General features: G+C 32.2%; 14 protein-coding genes. 13 read left to right on the top strand and 1 reads right to left on the bottom strand.

What is annotated here, in order from left to right:
• The first annotated feature begins 59 nt into the window (after positions 1-59).
• The 10 genes from OQ292_RS30825 to OQ292_RS30780 all read left to right on the top strand — a co-directional run bounded on the left by OQ292_RS30825 (position 60) and on the right by OQ292_RS30780 (position 13,388).
• Positions 60-449 (top strand): hypothetical protein, encoded by a 390-nt coding sequence (locus OQ292_RS30825; protein ID WP_284687970.1) that lies wholly within the window; start codon positions 60-62, stop codon positions 447-449.
• Positions 450-747: 298 nt separating this feature from the next.
• A complete protein-coding gene (locus tag OQ292_RS30820) occupies positions 748-1,050 on the top strand; it encodes a cupin domain-containing protein (RefSeq protein WP_284687969.1) in 303 nt (100 codons plus the stop codon).
• A gap of 80 nt (positions 1,051-1,130) precedes the next feature.
• Positions 1,131-1,487, top strand: coding sequence for a helix-turn-helix domain-containing protein (locus OQ292_RS30815; protein WP_284687968.1), 357 nt, complete (start codon positions 1,131-1,133; stop codon positions 1,485-1,487).
• Positions 1,488-1,565: 78 nt separating this feature from the next.
• Complete coding sequence (locus OQ292_RS30810; protein ID WP_284688132.1) at positions 1,566-4,034, top strand: TonB-dependent receptor domain-containing protein; 2,469 nt, start codon at positions 1,566-1,568, stop codon at positions 4,032-4,034.
• A 209-nt stretch (positions 4,035-4,243) separates the two neighbouring features.
• Complete coding sequence (locus OQ292_RS30805) at positions 4,244-6,946, top strand: ATP-binding protein (protein ID WP_284688131.1); 2,703 nt, start codon at positions 4,244-4,246, stop codon at positions 6,944-6,946.
• 472 nt (positions 6,947-7,418) lie between these two features.
• The gene (locus OQ292_RS30800; RefSeq protein ID WP_284688130.1) at positions 7,419-7,802 is read left to right on the top strand and encodes a response regulator; all 384 of its coding nucleotides are present in this window, start codon (positions 7,419-7,421) and stop codon (positions 7,800-7,802) included.
• The gene (locus OQ292_RS30795) at positions 7,783-9,783 is read left to right on the top strand and encodes a chemotaxis protein CheA (RefSeq protein WP_284688129.1); all 2,001 of its coding nucleotides are present in this window, start codon (positions 7,783-7,785) and stop codon (positions 9,781-9,783) included. Before OQ292_RS30800 ends, OQ292_RS30795 begins: the two co-directional genes overlap by 20 nt.
• Complete coding sequence (locus tag OQ292_RS30790; protein WP_284688128.1) at positions 9,780-10,259, top strand: chemotaxis protein CheW; 480 nt, start codon at positions 9,780-9,782, stop codon at positions 10,257-10,259. Before OQ292_RS30795 ends, OQ292_RS30790 begins: the two co-directional genes overlap by 4 nt.
• Positions 10,260-10,318: 59 nt before the next feature.
• On the top strand, positions 10,319-12,460 hold the full coding sequence (locus OQ292_RS30785) for a HAMP domain-containing methyl-accepting chemotaxis protein (RefSeq protein WP_284688127.1): 2,142 nt from the start codon (positions 10,319-10,321) through the stop codon (positions 12,458-12,460).
• A gap of 106 nt (positions 12,461-12,566) precedes the next feature.
• Positions 12,567-13,388: a CheR family methyltransferase gene (locus tag OQ292_RS30780; protein ID WP_284688126.1), complete on the top strand. Its 822-nt coding sequence runs from the start codon at positions 12,567-12,569 to the stop codon at positions 13,386-13,388.
• Between the two features lie 106 nt (positions 13,389-13,494).
• Here OQ292_RS30780 and OQ292_RS30775 read toward each other — a convergent pair whose 3' ends face one another.
• Positions 13,495-15,150 carry an FAD-dependent oxidoreductase gene (locus tag OQ292_RS30775; protein ID WP_284688125.1) on the bottom strand — a complete coding sequence of 552 codons (1,656 nt, stop codon included), beginning with the start codon at positions 15,148-15,150 and terminating at the stop codon, positions 13,495-13,497.
• Positions 15,151-15,779: 629 nt separating this feature from the next.
• Here OQ292_RS30775 and OQ292_RS30770 point away from each other — a divergent pair.
• From OQ292_RS30770 to OQ292_RS30760, 3 genes are all read left to right on the top strand, one after another.
• On the top strand, positions 15,780-17,780 hold the full coding sequence (locus OQ292_RS30770) for a leucine-rich repeat domain-containing protein (protein ID WP_284688124.1): 2,001 nt from the start codon (positions 15,780-15,782) through the stop codon (positions 17,778-17,780).
• Positions 17,781-17,993: 213 nt separating this feature from the next.
• Entirely contained in the window at positions 17,994-18,437 is a 444-nt protein-coding gene (locus OQ292_RS30765) for a hypothetical protein (RefSeq protein WP_284688123.1), read from the top strand.
• 183 nt (positions 18,438-18,620) lie between these two features.
• A complete protein-coding gene (locus OQ292_RS30760; RefSeq protein ID WP_284688122.1) occupies positions 18,621-19,235 on the top strand; it encodes a class I SAM-dependent methyltransferase in 615 nt (204 codons plus the stop codon).
• Positions 19,236-19,296: the final 61 nt, after the last annotated feature.

The following is a 19,296-nucleotide window of genomic DNA, read 5'->3' as shown; positions in this document are numbered from 1 at the left end:
CAGCACTACCAATAATTAGCTATATTAAACCATATCCCACATTTTTTAATATAGCCCCTATGAAATTACTTACAATTTTAGCTTCCATATTTGTGCTCACAGTTCTTCCAACTTATGCACAAGAATCAGTTGATATCCTTAAGTACAATAAGGGAGAAAGAGCTATCATAATAGAACTTACTACTGCACTCAATGCCATTACTTCAATAAATACCATAAGTACAGAAGCTAATGAATATATTGAGAATACAGTAAATTTATTTGAACTCGAAGCAGGTTCACTCCTCACAATTCAAAAAGAAGACACAAAAAATGTGGTAAGAATAGAAGACTACTTGCAAAAAGTTAAGATGCTAAAGTTAAGTATAGAGCTAGTGGATGTCACTTTTAGTAAGAAGAGAAAAATTAAAAGCATTATGATTAGAGAATTGTATGATGTGAAAGGCTAAGAGATTTTATTGTCAGCAATTGCTTTCACTTAGCTTATCTGAGATCAATTTTATAGCTATTATTTTAAAAATCATTTGCTCAAATGGTTATTTTAGTTGATTATCCAACCAAATCAATCATTTATAAAACCATTTCATTCAACTTTATCTGATATACAGGTGTGTGTATTATAAAAAATACTATTGCTATGGTTATATTTAGTATAGATTATAAGCACAATTTTAATACTAACTATCAGAAATGTATATCAAAATAAATAAAAAAATAGAAGATGAATTATTGATAAAGGTATCTAGAATGAAACCGGTTATCAAGCCTACCAAACCTCATAAACACGATGGTTATCACGAATTAATTTTTTTAAACAAAGGTTCGGGAGTACATCACATAGACGATGATATTTTTGAAGTGGTACCGCCCGTCGGTTTTTTTCTGAGAAACGGGCAAGTGCATTGTTGGGATTTCTGCCAAATACCCGAAGGTTTCGTTATTTTATTTAAAGAGCAAGCAATGTCTTCTTATTCTGTTACCCTAAATCAACTTTTAAATTACCCATCAAATTTGATATTAATGAAAACCCAGCATTGTTTGTATTGCTAGATCAATTTTATAGTGAGTTTAAAAAAGGTACTAATCATAGCACTCTTACGGCTTATTTAAATTTGGTGATGCTAAAAACAATGGAACTATCTACTACACAAAAAAGCCATAATCCTTCCCTCCTATCAGACTTTCATAAATTTAAATCTTTGCTAAACGAAAATTTTATAGCGCTAAGGCAAGTAGGAGAATATGCAAGTTTAATGAACATTAGTACTTATAGGCTAAATACAGTTTGCACATCGGCAGTTCGCAAACCAGCAATGGCTATAATTAAAGAAAGAGTTTTAATTGAAGCAAAAAACATGGTAGCCCATACAAGTATGAATGTGTCTGAGATTGCCTATAATTTAAATTTTAGCGATACATCTAACTTTATTAAATTTTTCAAATCTCAAACATCGCTTACACCAATAGAATATAGAGAGAAAATATAATTTTATTTTTTTACCATTCTTTGAAAAAATATACCATAACATTGCGCAGCTAATAATGGATTTTTGTATAAAAACTACATGTGCAAACCATTATTCTTCTGCTTTCTTTTATTCATAACTTCAGTTGCTTACAGCCAAACTACTATTAAAGGTAAACTTACCGATGCTACAGAAAATAGCCCGATTGAATATGGCAGCCTAGCCATTTACCAAAGTAACGACAGCTCATTAGTTGGAGGGAGCATTTCTAATGATAATGGTGATTTTATTATTAAAGACATTAATGCCGGTAACTATTACCTAATAGCCAAATTTCTTGGTTTTGAACCAGTAAAAATTGAGAATCTTTTAGTCTCAAAAGATCAAAATATACAGCTCGGAACAATTGCTCTGGTTCCAAATCAGCAATTTTTAAACGAAATAGAAATTTCTGGTAAAAAAGTAACAGCCACACATAAAATTGATAGACAAGTATTTCAGGCAAGTTTGTTTGAATCTGGTAAGGGTGGAACCGCTACCGATATTTTACGAAATATGCCCTCTGTAAGTGTAAATGCTCAAGGTGTAATTTCTGTGAGAGGTTCTACAGGTTTTGTAGTAATGATTAATGGCAAACCTGTTCAAACAAGTCCCGAAACAATATTAAATCAGCTTCCGGCAAATGCCATAGATAATATAGAAATTATTACTGCTCCTTCTGCTAAATATGATCCTGAAGGAAAAGCCGGAATGATTAACATTATTACGAAACAAGGTGCTACAGATGGTTTATATTTATTAGTTAATGGAAAAGTAGGGTTACCTAGCATTCAAAATTATAATAATGCAGAAAATGCATCTCGCTATGGCGGTGATTTTACTTTAAACTTTCGTAAAAAGGATTGGGATATTTCTGTAGGTACCAGCTACTCACGAAACGATTTAGCAGGTAGAAGAGAAGGAAATGTGTATACGATTATTGACGATACACTAACTACTTTTCCTTCTGATGGGGAACGAAGTTTCGATGAAACAAGCTACTCTGGCAGATTTTCAATTGCTTATACACCTAATAAAAACAATGCATTTAATTTGGGCTTTTATGCTGGTAAAAGATCTAAAGATAGAACTGCCGACATTTTGTATTACGATAATAATGCACAGAATATAAGCACTGGTAACAGAATATACACCTATCAATATTTTAATGAAAACCTTAGAATAAGAAAAGGCGATTTTGTTTTAGGCAGTATCGATTATAGTCATAAATTCGAAAATAGCTCTACCCTTTCCACTTCCCTTTTATATGAATATACTATGTTAGGTGGTCCTACTACTAACAAAAATCTAAGTTGGCCAAACACTACAGAAATTGTTCAAGAAGAATATAATACAAATGATAATCCTTTAAAAGGTTTCCGTTTTCAGCTAGATTACAAAACTGCCAAATTACCCATTGGTGTTTTAGAAATGGGATATCAGTTTAGAAATTTAGACCATACAGGAGATTTTGTATATGAGCGAAAAAATTTGGAAACGGGTATTTTTGAATTGGTACCTGAGTTTTCAAGTTCTGTAAACTTACAACGCATTTTACATTCTGCTTACTCTCAGCTTTCTGGTTCTAAAGGAAAGTTTGAATACCAAGCAGGTTTACGAATAGAAATGATGGACAGGGCACTGTATTTAAAAGATAAACTTGGTTTAATTGATAGCACTTATAATTATGATTTTGTAAAACTGTACCCAAGTGCAAGCTTACTTTATCAAGTAAATTCCAATTTAAAACTTAAAGCAGCTTATAGTAAACGAGTAGAAAGAACTACCACTTTCAAAATGAATCCTTTTCCAGAAAGAGAGCATTCTGAAACATTTGAGCAAGGTGATCCTGAGCTAAAACCAGAATTTATAGATTTATTAGAAACAGGTATTATATACGACTTTGGCGATAATTCTATCTTTCTAAACGCTTATTTTAGAAATGTAGAAAATCTTGTAAACCGTGTAAATACGATATATAATGACACTATTCTCAATCGTATTTATTCTAATGTTGGTAGAGCCAGAACAATTGGAGCAGAACTGGGCACAGAATTAAATCCTTATAACTGGTTAAAAATCTTTGCTGGTTTTAATATTTATAAATCTAATATTAAAGGTGCTTTTGATAATAGACCAATAGATAGGTCTAGTTGGATGTATAATATTAATGGAAATGCAAACTTTGGTATAGCTCGAAACTGGAGAATTCAATTCTCTATAAATTATCTTTCTAAACAACTGACTGCACAAGGCGAAGACTCTAAATATTTAGTACCAAATCTTTCTATAAGGAAAACATTTTTAGACGAAAGACTCACAGCTACATTGCAATGGTTAAACATAGATATGGGCTTATGGGAAGCCAATGAACAACGAATTACTACTTGGAGAGATAATGAGTTTTATACAACTACTAATTATGTATACGAAGTTGATATGCTAATTTTAAACCTCAGTTATACCTTAAATAAGTCTAATAATAAAGCCAAGTTTATAAAAAGTGAATTTGGCGAAAAGGAATTTTAATTGAATTTCACAGAAAGCAAAGAGATTCAATATTTAAAGTAAAATTAGACTACGTTCAAATATATCATCATATGTCCAAAAATGCATTTCTTAAAAATGTTATACTCCCATAATCAAAAAGAGGCATTTTGATAAATTTATTATTATTTTTAACAAAGTATAGACCAAAATAATGCAACTTTTTCATAGCATTTTTATATTATTGCTATATGGAAAATAAGAAAGATGGTTTATTTGTTCGTCAGGAAATTTCAGAAGAATTTTTGACAAAAGCTTTAGAAAGCTGTGCTTCTGAACCGATAATTACTCCAGGCTCAGTTCAGCCTCATGGAGTATTATTTGCCTTAGACGCTTCCAATTATAAAATCAAGTGTGTAAGCGACAATCTTTCATATTTTTTTGACGCATCTGCAGAAGATGCATTAGAGCAGTCTATCGAAACAATTCTTGGAGAAAAAAACACCCTCCTACTTAAGCGAGTGGTTATTAATAAACCGCTAAATCCCATACAAGCAATAAGAATTGAAATTGATGAGGTTGAATACGACGCTAATGCATATATCTCAAGTGATTTTATTGTTTTCGAAATCGAGTTAGTTCCTGAAGATGATATTAACCTCAAGTACGATTTCTTTTACGATGACTTAAGAAACTTTGCCACTGCATTAAGAAAAGCTTCTTCAAAAGAAGAGTTATTTGATACAGTAGTAGCCCATATTCGTAAGTTAACAGATTTTGATCGAGTTAAGCTTTATGAATTTGATAATGAGTGGAATGGTAGAGTAATAGCTGAAGACAAGAAAGAGAATGTACCAAGCTATAAAGGTTTGAATTTTCCGGCAAGTGATATACCTCCTCAAGCTCGTGAGTTATACTCAAAAAACTTTTTAAGAATAATAAGTGATATAAGGTATAAACCTTCTAAAATAATAGGTAGCAAAGACATCGAACATCTATTGCCTTTGGATATGACCTATTCTGTTTTAAGAAGTGTTTCTCCGGTACATATTCAATACCTCGAAAACATGGGAGTTGGAGCTTCTATGTCAGTATCAGTTATACAAGATGGTAAATTATGGGGTTTAATCGCCTGCCATCATTTAACTAGCAAACATGTAGCCTACAGAACAAGAATGGTTGTAGAAGTAATCGGCCATATGTTCTCCACCTTGCTTTCATCTTTTAACGAAATAGCAAATAAGAAAGAAAATTCAAGCAGGTCTTTGTTGTTAGGAAAGCTTTCTAAAAAACTATTGGAGAAAAACTCAATAGATGAGCAAATAGCCGAAGAGCTTATGGGTATTATGAAAGCTGATGGAATGGCTATAAGCATAAAAGGAAAAATTCAACAATTTAATACTACATTAAGCACAGAGAAATTAAACGCTTTATTCGACTATTTTAAATCGAACAGCCCATTAGCTATTTTTCAAACTAATGAGGTAGATAAAACTTTTAAAGATGAAAAACCTATTTTAGGCTTAGAAGGAGGCTTAATGGTTGTACCCATTAATCATTCTAATAACGATACAATTATCTGGTTTAGAAAACCTATAAAAGTCGAAATAAACTGGGCAGGTAAACCTGAAAAAAAGGTAGAAGAAACCAAAGCAGGATTTAGACTTTCACCCAGAAGTTCATTTAAATTGTGGAAAGAAAAAATTAAAAGTAAATCTGCTCCGTGGTCTAATTTTGATGTAGAAACAGCTTTAGCTATCGTAAGGCTTATTCTTGAATATGAAAGAAATGTAGCCGAGTTGGCCAATCAGGCTAAAAGTGATTTCTTATCTAACATGAGTCACGAGTTGAGAACCCCAATGAATGCCATAATTGGAGTTGCTAGTATTCTCGGAAAATCACCAAGTCTTCCATCAGAATTAAAAGATTTTGTAAAAACATTAAATATCAGTTCAGAATCGCTGCTTACACTTATAAACGACTTGCTCGATATTGCCAAAATTGAGTCTAACAAAATAGAACTGGAACATATTCCCTTCAATTTTGCCGAGATATTAGAAAGTGCCAGATCTGTAATGGCTGTTAAAGCGAACGAAAAACAACTAAGACTCAATTTTAATTATCCAGATAAAAGTGAACTTTATTTTGTTGGCGACCCAAACAGAATAAGGCAAATACTATTTAACCTGCTTAGTAATGCTATAAAATTTACTTCTGAAGGCTTCGTAAACGTGCTTTTAAAAGTTAAATATCCAGAAAATCAAAATACTTGTAATGTTATCGTATATGTTTCTGATACAGGTATAGGTATGAGTGACAAGCAGTTAAATAAGATTTTTGATAAATTTACTCAAGCAGATCAAACTATTACCAGAAATTTTGGTGGCACTGGCCTAGGGCTTTCTATTACCAAATCTTTTATTGAGATGATGGGTGGAAAGATCTCTGTAACCAGTCTAGAAGGAATGGGTTCTCAATTCCAACTCGAAATTCCCCTAGAATTGCAGAACAAACAAATTGTTAGCGAAAAATTAAATCCTAAGAAACCAGAGCCTAAAGCTCCTGTAAATGTTGCTAAAGAAAAAAAGAAAATTCTGTTAGCAGAAGATTACGAAGGGAATATAATTGTTGTAATATACTTTTTGCAACATATTGGTTATGAGACCTTTGTTGTGAACAACGGACAACAAGCAATCGAAAAATTGAAAGAAGATAAATTCGATTTAATTCTAATGGATGTTCAGATGCCAGTGATGAATGGCTACGAAGCTACCCGTACAATTAGAGAAATGCAGAAGAACAAAGAAATAGAGAAATGTCCTATAATTGGTTTAACTGCCCACGCATTTCAAAATGAAAGTAACAAATGCTTAGAAGCTGGCATGGACGATTACATCGCAAAGCCATTCTCTAATGACGAATTAAAAAGTATGCTTACTAAATATCTAGCCTAATTTCTTTTCTGCTGAAACAGCAAATTCAGCATATCGAATGTTTGCCTATTCTGAATTTGCCGATAGAAATTCTATCATTTTTTTATATGTTCTGAAATTTTCTTCAACTTTTCAATATTTTTTTACTTTTTCAAAAAAAATAATTTATCCTAATACTTAATTTAGGGTATTTTAATCTCTGTTATAATTATTCCTCTATTTATAGACTTTTATTAAGTTGTTAAATTTAAATTATTAAGTATTAAAATTTAGATAATTGGAAATTCTTATTAAAATCGACTAAATGCTTTCTGCAATTTCCTCTATGGGAAAATACGTATAATTTGAGCAGAAATGTAAAGTGATTTTAGCCATGTAAGATTCTAAAATTTTATGCATTTACTGCTGAAATAGCATTAAAACGGCTATTAAAATGCTTGTAATTTAATACTATTAGTATCGTTTTCGCTCATATAAATTAATAGAATTATAAATGAGTAAAAATGTACTTATAGTAGAAGACTTTCAAAGCATAAGAGATTATTTATGTAAATTCTTAACACAAAAAGGCTTTGAAACTTTTCCTGCTGTTGACGGTGAAGAGGCATTGGAGGTTTTGTCTAAGCAAAACATCAATCTGGTTATTTCTGATTACAATATGCCCAAAATAAGTGGTTTGGATTTATTGAAAAAAATTAAACAAAATCCAGTACGTAAAGATATACCAGTCATTTTTTTAACTTCTGAAAAAGATTTAGAGTTAATGAAACAGGCTCGTGAAGCCGGGCTTTTCGCTTGGATTAAAAAACCTTACGATACACCAATTTTTTTAGCAACTATCGACAGAGCATTAAGTAATGGAAGAGTATCAGCATAAATTTATTGATGATGCTCTTGATTTACTAACTAATATAGAAGGAACACTCCTCCAACTAGAAGAACATCCAAATGATGCTAATTTGATTGAAGAAATCTTTCGCATCATGCACACGATAAAAGGTGCCGCCAATATGTTCGGCTTTTTACATATTGGTGAATTAACACATCAGTTGGAGAATATTTACGATGCTATTAGAAATAATAGAAGCAAAGTAAATGAGCAAATACTTTCTTTAACATTAAGAGCTATTGATCATCTAAGAAAAATTTTAGAAGATCACACATTAAGTCAGCCAGCTAATATACAAGCACATCAAGAAATTGAAAGTGCGATAATTAGTGTTTTAAATGATATAGATAACAATGTAAACAAGTTAAGTAATACAACTAAAAACTTGCCTACATTTTATCTGACTTTAAAGCCTATAAATAATGCCGACTGGCTAGAAAATGAGCCTATTCATGTTTTTGCTGAACTTCAGCAAATAGGAACATGCAAAATTTTTAGAAGTACTGAAGCAAACGAAATATCTTGGCCTATTCTATTAAGCACAGATCAAGGGCAAGATGCAATAGAAGGTGTTTTCCTTTTTTCTGATCATGAATTTAATAATGAAATTTTTGAGCTATCAAAACTCAACTTGCTCATTAATAAAAAGTTGATAGATGCTATTGAGCATAAAGAAGAATTGGGTGAAAAAATAAACTTAGATTGTATAAAAGAACTCATTTTAGAAGTTGAACAATCAAGTGTTAACAATGCTCAGACGGTAAATAACATTACAGAAAATACACAAAGTGATGTAAAATTCGAGAAAAAAGAAACCTTTAAAGTTTCCAGAGAAAAAGTTGACCAAATGATGGAATGGGTTAGCGAAATGGTAACTATGCAAGGTGCTCTCAAAATGCTTTCTAATCGCTATTTAATTCCAGAGTTTTCTGCTGTAGCAGAAAAAATCGAACATATTACATCTGGTCTAAGAGAAAGTGTGTTTAGCATTAGCCTGGTAGAGTTAAGCACGCTTAAAACAAGATTCGATAGGTTAATTAGAGACTTATCTAAATCTTTGGGCAAAGAAGTTTCTTTAACGATGGAAGGTAGAGAAACCGAGCTTGATAAAAGTATAATTGAGCGAGTTACCGATCCCCTACTACACATTCTTAGAAACTGTATGGATCATGCCTTGGAGACTCCTGAAGAAAGAGTGAGCTTGGGTAAAACTCCACATGGAAATATCTTAATTAAATCTTACTACACAGGTAATAATATAGTCATCGAAATTAAAGATGATGGTAGAGGAATTAATGCTGAAAAAGTCCGCCAAAAAGCGATAGAAAAAGGGATTATTTCTGCTACTGATGTGCTAGATGAAAAGGAGATTTATCAGCTCATATTTGCACCTGGATTCTCTACAGCAGCAAATGTTACAGATATCTCTGGTAGAGGAGTTGGAATGGATGTAGTAAAGAAAAGAGTGAAAGAATTAAGAGGCGATGTGGAGCTAAAATCAGTGGTAAATCAAGGTACTACCATTATTATTAAACTACCTCTTACACTTTCTATAATGGAAGGCTTATTAGTAAAAGTTAAAGACCTTTCGCTAATTATTCCTCTTGATGCTGTACATCATTGCCACAAAGTTGAAAGATCAGAAATACAAAACGCTCAAAAGTTTAATGCTTCAGTAATAATTGAGCAAGAACTTTTATCCATTATCAACTTAAGAGAAAAATTTGGATTTGCCGAGCTACCAACAAATGAAGCAACAATTGTAATAGTAAAAGATACCAATATGGAAAAAGGTTTGGTGGTAGACGAAGTAATCGGCCAGCAACAAATTGTACTTAAACCACTCGGAAAACTCTATCAAGATCAAGGTTGCTTTCTTGGAGGCTCAGTAATGGGTGATGGCAGCCTTGCTTTGGTTATGGATATTGCTCAATTAATTCAACAGAATAAACAAGAACAAGCTATATGAGTCTTAATGAACAAAAAATCAATCATTACATTATTTTATACTTAGGTGAAGAGCCTTTTGCAATTGATGTAATGAACGTGAAAGAGATCTTGGAACTTTCCAAAATTACAGAAGTCCCCGAAACCCCACCATTTTTGCGAGGTATAGCCAACTTAAGAGGCAGTCTACTTTCGGTGGTTGATCTACGAACAAAGTTTGCTATGCAAACCGTAGAAGATACGCGTAAAACCAGAATTGTGGTTTTAAATTTTCAGGCTAATAATGAGCAAATCACTGTAGGGGTTGTGGTAGACCGAGTTACCAATGTTATTGAGTTAAACGAGGCAGAAATACAGGTACCTAACGATATGCATGACTATAAAAGAGCTGCCTACATCAAAGGTATCATCCATAAGAATGACGACTTTATTATGCTCATTGATATCGAAAAGATTTTTAACATTTCGGAAGCTGAACTACTTACCGAAAATGTCTAAATATAAATGAAAATAGCACTAACTAAAATTACAGATTAAACAACTTTTTAATTAAAAGAATGAAGCTCACCATCAAAAATAAACTAATTTTTGCTTTCGCATTATTAATTGGTTTTATCATTATCGTATTTGTGTTAGCTACTATATCATTGTCAGGAATGAATGATAGAATTAGCTATATATCTAATAATACAGCCGCAAAAATCTTATTAACCGGAGAAATTAATCAAGATATAATATATCTGTCTAGAGATTTAAAAAACGTGATTATCTCTACTGATGATCAACAAATGAAAGATATCGTTCAAGGCATTGATAGAAAGAAAAATGAATTAAGTGAACGAATTAATAATCTTGACGAACTTTTAGATTCAGAAGAAAAAGCAATTCTAAACGAATTCAAGAAAAAGTGGGAAGAATACTTAGTAATTAGTAATAACATTGTTGCTTTAGCACTTCAAAACTCAAATCCACAAGCTGCTAAAATTTCAATGGAACAAGCAGGTGAGTATTACGATGAATCTATCTTCTTACTAAACCAGATTAAAGAAGAAACCAAGTCTAATTCTTCTGCTCAATTTATTACGTCTAATTTATTAGAAGCTCTAAGTAAAATTGTACGTGCAGAAAAAAATATAATTTTTGCTACTACCGACGAAAAGATGTCTTATTACAATAATGTAATGACAGAAAATAGACAGTTAGCAGAAAGATATGCAGATGAATTAAATAGTCAACTTTCTGGCAGATCAGCAAGAATTTTCGAAAAGTTTGAGGTTGCTTTTAATAAGTATACAGAAGTAAATAAAGAAATTATTAGCTTATCATTACTAAACACTAATGAGAAAGCATTTATACTTTCAAATACTACTGGTAATGAGTTACACCAAGAGTCTTTGGCATTAATGCAACAACTTACTATTAAATGCCAGAATCAATTAATAAACGATAAAATCGAAAGTAAAGAAAGCTATACTGCTTCTAATATTTATATGATAATAACCATCGTATTATCAATTTTACTTTCTACACTTATTGCTTTCTGGATTGTAAGAGGTATTATTCAAGCATTAGACGAAGCCAAAAAAGTGGCTCAAGAAGTGGCTGAAGGAAATTTCTCTACAAATATCAATATTACTAATGATGATGAAATTGGAGATTTGCAACAGCAACTTAAATACATGGTAGATCGCCTAAAAAACAGTGCAGAGCTTGCAAAAAGAGTTGCTGCTGGTGATTTAACTGTTTCTGAATATGAGAAACACATAAAAGGTGATTTAGATGAAGCACTAAAAGAAATGATTGAAAGATTGAGGTCTGTTGTTAGCTCAATTATGAATGGTGCAGATAATATCGCTGCTGCTAGCCAACAAATGAGTGATGGTGCTCAACAATTATCTCAAGGTGCTCAAGAGCAAGCTACTTCATCAGAAGAGGTTTCATCTTCTATGGAGCAAATGGCTGCCAATATCGATCAAAATACCGACAATGCACGCCAAACTGAGAAAATCGCTAGAAAAGCTGATGTAGATATTAAAGATAGTAGCGAAGTGGTAAATGAAACAGTTCTTTCTATAGAAACAATTGCTGAAAAAATTACCATTATCAGAGAAATTGCTGAGAAAACCGACCTACTAGCATTAAATGCCGCTGTAGAAGCTGCAAGAGCTGGTGAATATGGAAAAGGTTTCGCAGTAGTAGCAGCTGAAGTGAGAAAACTAGCTGAAAGAAGCCAAAAAGCTGCAAATGAAATTGGCGAACTTTCTTCTGCAAGTGTTATAAAAGCAAGAGAGTCTGGTAAAAAATTACAGTTGGTAGTTCCAGATATTCAGAAAACTGCTGAGCTAGTACAAGAAATCTCGGCAGCAAGTACCGAACAAAGCTCAGGAGCTGAACAAGTGAATAAAGCGATACAGCAATTATCTCAGGTTATTCAGAAAAACGCGGCTAACTCAGAAGAAATAGCTTCTAGTTCAGAAGAGCTTTCGAGCCAAGCAGACGAATTGAAGAAAGCAGTTGGTTACTTCAAATTAGATAACAACTTTAGTTCTAAAAGTAATAGCTCTAGTTTAGTAAAAAGACATAATTCCAAGAATCGTTCAAATGCTACTAAAATAGTGCATGAACCTAGCACGAGTAAAGGTGTAGATTTAGACTTAGGAGATGAATCTCCATCTTTCGACAACTTTGGTGAATTTTAATAGAATTCTATCCTAACCAATTATTACCCTTCATTTAGCTATGTGCTAAGTGAAGGGTTTATAAAATAATTACATCTCGATTATATCTCTGCTAACTTATATTACTATGTTTCGATTAAGTCATACCGATTTTCAAAAACTAAGTGAGTTTATAAATACTTACAGTGGCATAAAAATGCCTCATACAAAAAAAACTTTATTAGAAAGTAGATTACAGAGAAGAGTAAAAGAATTGAATATTAGCTCATTTGAAGAATATTGTAATATCGTTTTTTCTTCTAATCAAAAGAGTACCGAGGTAATTAAGCTGATTGATAGAGTTTGTACGAATAAAACTAGTTTCTTTAGAGAAATCGGGCATTTTGAATATTTGCAAAAGCACATTTTACCAGAGATGGTAGATAACAATAAAAAACACATGAAGATATGGAGTGCAGGTTGTTCTAGTGGAGAAGAACCCTATTCTATAGCGATTGCCATTAATGAGTTTAGAAAGAATAATGAATTTATAGATTATCAAATTCTTGGCTCCGATCTTTCTACTACTATTTTAAAACAGGCAAAAAATGCAATTTACCATGAGTCTAAGATAGAAGATCTGTCGATTGAGATTAAGAAACGATATTTTTTAAAAGGTAAGGGTGAATATAAAGGTGTTGTAAGGGTAAAACCAGAAATTAGCAAAAAGGTAATGTATCAACGTATTAATTTTATGGATAATGAATATCCGATTGCTGAAACGTTTGATCTTGCTTTTTGCAGAAATGTTTTAATCTATTTTGATAGAAACACACAAGAAAAAGTAATTAAAAAAATTTGTAAAAAGATAAAGATTGGAGGCTATTTCTTTTTAGGACATTCAGAATCGACTATGGGAATGCAATTACCTCTTAAGCAATTAAGCCCGACTATTTATCAAAGAATTTAGTTTATAGAGACGAAGCTGTAAAAAAATAGTCTAGCAAGTAAAACTCACTAGACTATTCAAGTTATCAAAAAGCGTATTTTATTTTTCCACAAAAAATTTGCTTGAATTAGGCTTCAACTTCTAAGTGCATGTTTTTCCAAGCTGTAAATCCTCCTGCTAGGTTATAGATATTTTGGAAACCATGCTGCGCCAAAATCATGGAAGAAATGTAACCTCGTAAACCTTTAGCGCAATAAACCAAAATAGGCTTTTCAGTATCCAGCTCATCCAATCTATTCCTCAACTCATCTAGTGGAATATTTTTAGCACCAGCTATTAAGCCATTGTTATGCACCTCTCCCGGATTTCTCACATCTAAAACTGTTAGATCTTCCAATTCTTCAATAATCTTTTCAGCTCTGGTCACATTTACTTCTCTAAATTTTCCTTTTAAAGCATTCTCAGCTACATATCCAATTACAACTACAGGATCTTTGGCCGGTGAATAAGGTGGCGCATAAGCTAAATCTAATCTTGGTAAATCGTGTATAGTGAGGTTTGCATAAATGGCAGTAGAAAGTACATCTACTCGTTTATCTACACCAAATTCCCCAATCATTTCTGCACCTAGCAATTTGCCACTATCAGGCTCATAATAAATTTCTAGAAAAATATCTTTCGGGTTAGGATAAAAGCCCGGAGTGGTTCCACCCACCAACATTGAAGATTCGTAAGAAATACCTTTTCTGCTAAGTTCTTTAGGTCCTAAACCAGTTCTAGCAATGGTAAAGTTGAATAGTTTCATAATAGCTGTGCCATAGCCACCTTCAAAAGTTTCGTTTCCTCCTGCTGCATTTGCTCCAGCTACTCGGCCAGCCTTATTTGAATGTGTACCCATCGGAAACCAACTCGAATCTTTTGTAAGTCTATTTGGAATAGAAGAGCAATCTCCTGCTGCATAAATATTGGGCAGAGATGTTTCCATTCGCTCATTTACTATAAGCGCGCCATTTGGCAAATGCGCTGCTCCTTTTGCTACAAACATCTCTGTATTTGGCTTTACACTAATACTAATTAGCATAAAATCTGAAAAGAAGCGCTCACCATTACTTAAAATTATTTCTTGTGTTTCTGGATCAACACCTGTTACAGAAGTACCAAGTTTAAGATCAATTTCATTTTGGATAAGCTCGTTAGCAGCCATTTGAGCAAATTTTTTATCCCAGTTTGCCAACACCTGTTTACTCAATTCTACCACTGTTACTTTTTTACCTGCATGAATGAGGTTTTCTGCTGTTTCGAGACCAATCAATCCTGCGCCAACAATGGTGATGTGCTCAGAATTATCGATCACACCTTTCTTCATTATTTTATCGAAATCTTCTATTGTTTTGGCAAAAGCCCAGTTATAAAACTGTTCTATATTTTCAATTGGTGGCAAAAAAGCGCTTCCGCCAGTGGCTATTACTAGCTTATCATATGTGTAAGAATCTTTGTGTGTGTAAACTATTTGAGCATTCGGATCAACATCAATTACAGGTTCATTTAAATGAAGGTCTACACCAAATCTTTGTTTTAATAGCTCTGGCTGCACCACCATCAGTTTATCACGAGATTTTATTTTGCCAGACATGGCATAAGGAATTCCACAAGTAGCATAGCTGATGTGTTCGGTCTTCTCAAATAACATAATCTCGGCATGCTCGTCGGTTCGTCTGGCTTTGGCAGCCGCAGAAGGACCAGCTGAAAGTCCTCCGATTATAATGATTCTATTGCGTTTCATTGATTCAATCTTTTTATTTCTAATGTCATTTTATCAAGTACAATTTTGAGAGTACATTGATGTTTGCTTTGCCAATTTTTCCAACCACTACTCTATTTATTACACCAAATTTCAATTATGGAATAATCTAATATCTCCCCTCCTTCTGTTTTTCTATAAAGTAAGCTCAGCAGAATAATCTTTTTTGTAACTTATGATACATTAGAAAAATATTTTTTGATTTTTATCAATGACTGAGGTTTCATAACATCGTAAACACATTTAAAGTAGTACTACTCTCTCCCATTTACTTTGCTCATTTCATTATCTCAAATTATAGCTACCAAAGCTGGATTAGCTTTTACAACTGCATTTATCTATCTCACTGAAATACAAATAGTTTTGATAAAAAAGTTCGCCTTTATTTAATGCAAATTCTACTATGCATATCGATGAAAATTTAAGTATCTGACTGAAAGAATTGATCTTAATATTTATTCTGAATTTATCTAATTAAACAAAATAAATATCTGTATATACATCTATTGATAAACTTTTTTAACAAAATATTAAAGAAAAAAATATGGCTTTATAAAGTATTATTTCATTTTTGCGGCAAATACAGCACATTTAACTAAACTTTATTTTCAATGAAAATTAATATCAAGTTCCTAGTATTAGTCGCACTAATTTTTACAATTACCTTTGCATGTGATGAAGATGACCCTGAACCAGTAAGCAAATCCTCTGAAAAAAAGCTCTTAACCTTTAAGTTTTTGAGTTCGAATAATCAGAATCTGAAAGAAGATATCGTCGCTTATATCGATGAAGATAGCAAAACAATTTCGGCTGAATTGCCCACAGGCACAGACTTAACAACATTAACTCCAACTATAGAAATATCTGAAAAGGCATCAGTTTCACCAAACGATTCAGATACACAGGATTTTAGTAATTCCATTATATATGTTGTAACTGCTGAAGATGGAAGTACTACAAACTATACGACAACCATCAGTATAGAAAAAGCGGATAGTAAATCGATCATCTCTTTTAAATTTTATGCTGATGATAATAGTTCTTTGTCTGATAGTATTGTTGCTACTATTGATGAACAAGAAAAAACTATTACTGCCACCGTTCCTGCAGAAACAGACTTAACAAAACTGATTCCTACTATCATTATTTCTGATCTAGCAACTGTAAATCCAGCTAGTAAAGAGTCTCAAGATTTTAGTTCTACAGTAGAATATACCGTAACTGCTGAAGATAGCTCTACATCAAAATATCAGGTAATTATTTCACAAGATAAAATACCTACTGAACGTGATGCGCTTATTGCTATTTATCGGGCTAATCCAAATAGTAAATTAACTTGGGATACAACCAGTACCGATATTTCAACTTGGGTTGGAGTAACTGTGGAAGATGACAAGGTAACAAAATTGAGTCTGGTAAACGATGATATTTCCGTTTTGCCAATTGAGATAAAATACCTTTCTAACTTAAAGTATTTGTACTTAATCAATAATCAACTTACTGCTGTACCTAAAGAGATTGGTTCGCTCATCAACTTAGAAGAGCTTAGTTTATTTGGTAATGATCTTACTGAATTACCTGCAGAAATAGGTGATCTTGAAAATCTAATAGATTTATCATTGGGTTCAAACTACCTAAATTCGATTCCAGAAGAAATTGGTCAGCTTTCTAAACTCACCGAGTTGACACTGGATGTAAATAATTTGACTGAAATACCAAGTGAAATAGGTCAATTAGATAAACTTGAAGTACTAAATCTAGGTGGAAATAAATTGAAAAATTTACCAACAGGAATTACAGATTTAGCAAGCTTACAAAGAATTTACATTTACTCTAATGAATTAGAAACACTGCCAGATGAGATTGGAAGTCTTCAAAATCTGTGGCTCATAAATGCTTATGATAATAATATAGCAAGCCTTCCAGAAAGCATAGGCAATTTAGCTAAGTTGCTTCAATTGAAACTGAACCAAAATAACTTAGGTACTTTACCAAGTACGATGGCAAACTTATCTAGCCTCAACACTTTACAGTTAAATAATAATCAGTTTTCTACTTTTCCTGAAGCAATAAGTAACCTGAACAACCTAAAAGAAATTGATCTTTCAAATAATTTGATTGAAGATATTTCGGCCAGCATTTCAGGTCTTGCTAACCTCAATACATTAGACTTAACAGATAATAAAATTGCTGCATTACCAAGTGAGATCGGTATGCTCAGCAACCTCAAAATATTAGATTTGGTAAGCAATGAGCTGAGTGCATTGCCAAACGAAATTGGTAATTTATCTAACTTAGAAAAGCTATACCTAAATCAAAATGCTTTACAAGGCACTTTACCTGATGGCTTATTCCAACTAGCTAAACTTCAATTACTTAATTTGAGTGATAATGAATTAGAAAGTTTATCAACTAAAATCGGTGATATTGCTACTCTCACACATTTATTGATTGATAATAATCTGCTTGAAGCAGTTCCTCAAGAAATTAGTAAACTCAAGCAATTGGTTTATTTTTCTATAAAGGGCAATGTAATCACTAGTATCCCAAATGAGATTTGTACAATGTCTTTAACTGATTTTATAAAAGATGACACTGCTATTTGCGAATAAGGCTTTGTTAAATAGCTATTTAGTATTCCCAAATAAAGAGTATTCTATATTTGGGAATATCTATAAGATTCTCCTAAAATTGAAGTATTAATAAATATGATAATAACTGATTGATAATCAATATTTTAATGTGATTCTTATTAGAATTATTATATTTTCATCTTGTTTAGTTTCAATTCTGTATTGATTGAGTTATAAGCTATCAATACATCTATGAAGAACATTAAAACTCAAAACAGCGCACTTTTAATTATTCCATTAATATTGGTTGTAACATCTTTTATTCCTGTTGGCCGGAATTCAAAAATTGATCAGATTAGAATATCAACAAATAGTAAAAACTTATCTGAGCCTTTTACTGAGTTCACCAAAGTATCTGCTGAATATTTAAGAGATGGTGATCGCATTAAATTAACTTGGAGTGTTTTATCTGTGGATAATATAGATTATTTCATCATCGAAAAATCTAATAATGGGAAGCAATTTGAAAAACTAGCTACTATTTCAAGCGATGAATCGAAATTGAATAACAATGAGTTTTGCTTTTACGATAATGCATCTCAGATATACTCTTCGATTTATAGAATCACTCAAGTTGATAAAAAAGGAGCTTATGGTTTAAGCTTAGATCTTAACTTAAAAAGGATTCAGGATTGAATTATTAATTCCAACAACTTAAATCATACTTAAAATCTACTTGTATTCATAATAGCCTTACAGGTAAATTTTTTTATAAATAAAAACCTCAAACTGGGAATTGCATATACTACTTGGTTGTTTTGATTCTTTTCGATTAGAAAGATTTGAAATTTTTAAACAACAACAGTCTGACAGTAAATTATGGAAAACGAAAAAACTGAATTTTGGGAAGCAAACTTTGTAGAGAAAAAAGAAATATGGGGATTTGAGCCTGCAAAATCAACCGTAATCGCTAGAGATTTCTTTGTTGAAAAATCGGTGAAAAATATACTGGTTCCTGGATTTGGTTATGGTAGAAATGCCCAAGTTTTTAGAGAAGCTGGAATAGACATAACAGGCATAGAAATATCTAAAACAGCTATTGAAATGGCCAGAAAACACTACGGAACTGAAATGACAATTCATTATGGTTCTGTAACAGAAATGCCATTTGATAATAAACAATACGAGGGAATTTTTTGCTACTCATTAATCCACTTGTTAGATCAAGTAGATAGAGAGAAATTAATCGCAGACTGCTACAATCAATTAGCAGAAAATGGATATATGATTTTTATAGCCATTTCTAAAAAAGCTCCCACTTATGGTAAAGGGCAGTTGATTAGTAAAGACCAATACGAAATATTTGATGGTGTTAAAATGTTTTTTTACGATCAAGAATCTATTAAATCTGAATTTAAAAATGTCGGATTATTTGAAGTAACCGAAGTAGAGGAAAACTTTCCTTTCTATTTTATTAAGTGTCAAAAAAACTAGTGAAAATCTTTAAATACTCATTTCAGATACAAGTATCCTCAGTATGGTTACAAATAGAAAA

This window comes from Chondrinema litorale (assembly GCF_026250525.1).
GTDB classification, from domain to species: Bacteria; Bacteroidota; Bacteroidia; order Cytophagales; family Flammeovirgaceae; genus Chondrinema; species Chondrinema litorale.
Note: the sequence above shows the minus strand (reverse complement) of the source record. Positions and strands in the feature narration are given on the sequence as shown.

What these genes read in the sequence shown, in the direction of transcription:
- OQ292_RS30765 (WP_284688123.1), top strand. Translation starts at nt 17,994, where the DNA reads ATGAAGAACATTAAAACTCAAAACAGCGCACTTTTAATTATTCCATTA.
- OQ292_RS30795 (WP_284688129.1), top strand. Translation starts at nt 7,783, where the DNA reads ATGGAAGAGTATCAGCATAAATTTATTGATGATGCTCTTGATTTACTA.
- OQ292_RS30770 (WP_284688124.1), top strand. Translation starts at nt 15,780, where the DNA reads ATGAAAATTAATATCAAGTTCCTAGTATTAGTCGCACTAATTTTTACA.
- OQ292_RS30815 (WP_284687968.1), top strand. Translation starts at nt 1,131, where the DNA reads ATGGAACTATCTACTACACAAAAAAGCCATAATCCTTCCCTCCTATCA.
- OQ292_RS30825 (WP_284687970.1), top strand. Translation starts at nt 60, where the DNA reads ATGAAATTACTTACAATTTTAGCTTCCATATTTGTGCTCACAGTTCTT.
- OQ292_RS30790 (WP_284688128.1), top strand. Translation starts at nt 9,780, where the DNA reads ATGAGTCTTAATGAACAAAAAATCAATCATTACATTATTTTATACTTA.
- OQ292_RS30775 (WP_284688125.1), bottom strand. Translation starts at nt 15,150, where the DNA reads ATGAAACGCAATAGAATCATTATAATCGGAGGACTTTCAGCTGGTCCT.
- OQ292_RS30820 (WP_284687969.1), top strand. Translation starts at nt 748, where the DNA reads ATGAAACCGGTTATCAAGCCTACCAAACCTCATAAACACGATGGTTAT.
- OQ292_RS30780 (WP_284688126.1), top strand. Translation starts at nt 12,567, where the DNA reads ATGTTTCGATTAAGTCATACCGATTTTCAAAAACTAAGTGAGTTTATA.
- OQ292_RS30760 (WP_284688122.1), top strand. Translation starts at nt 18,621, where the DNA reads ATGGAAAACGAAAAAACTGAATTTTGGGAAGCAAACTTTGTAGAGAAA.
- OQ292_RS30810 (WP_284688132.1), top strand. Translation starts at nt 1,566, where the DNA reads ATGTGCAAACCATTATTCTTCTGCTTTCTTTTATTCATAACTTCAGTT.
- OQ292_RS30805 (WP_284688131.1), top strand. Translation starts at nt 4,244, where the DNA reads ATGGAAAATAAGAAAGATGGTTTATTTGTTCGTCAGGAAATTTCAGAA.
- OQ292_RS30785 (WP_284688127.1), top strand. Translation starts at nt 10,319, where the DNA reads ATGAAGCTCACCATCAAAAATAAACTAATTTTTGCTTTCGCATTATTA.
- OQ292_RS30800 (WP_284688130.1), top strand. Translation starts at nt 7,419, where the DNA reads ATGAGTAAAAATGTACTTATAGTAGAAGACTTTCAAAGCATAAGAGAT.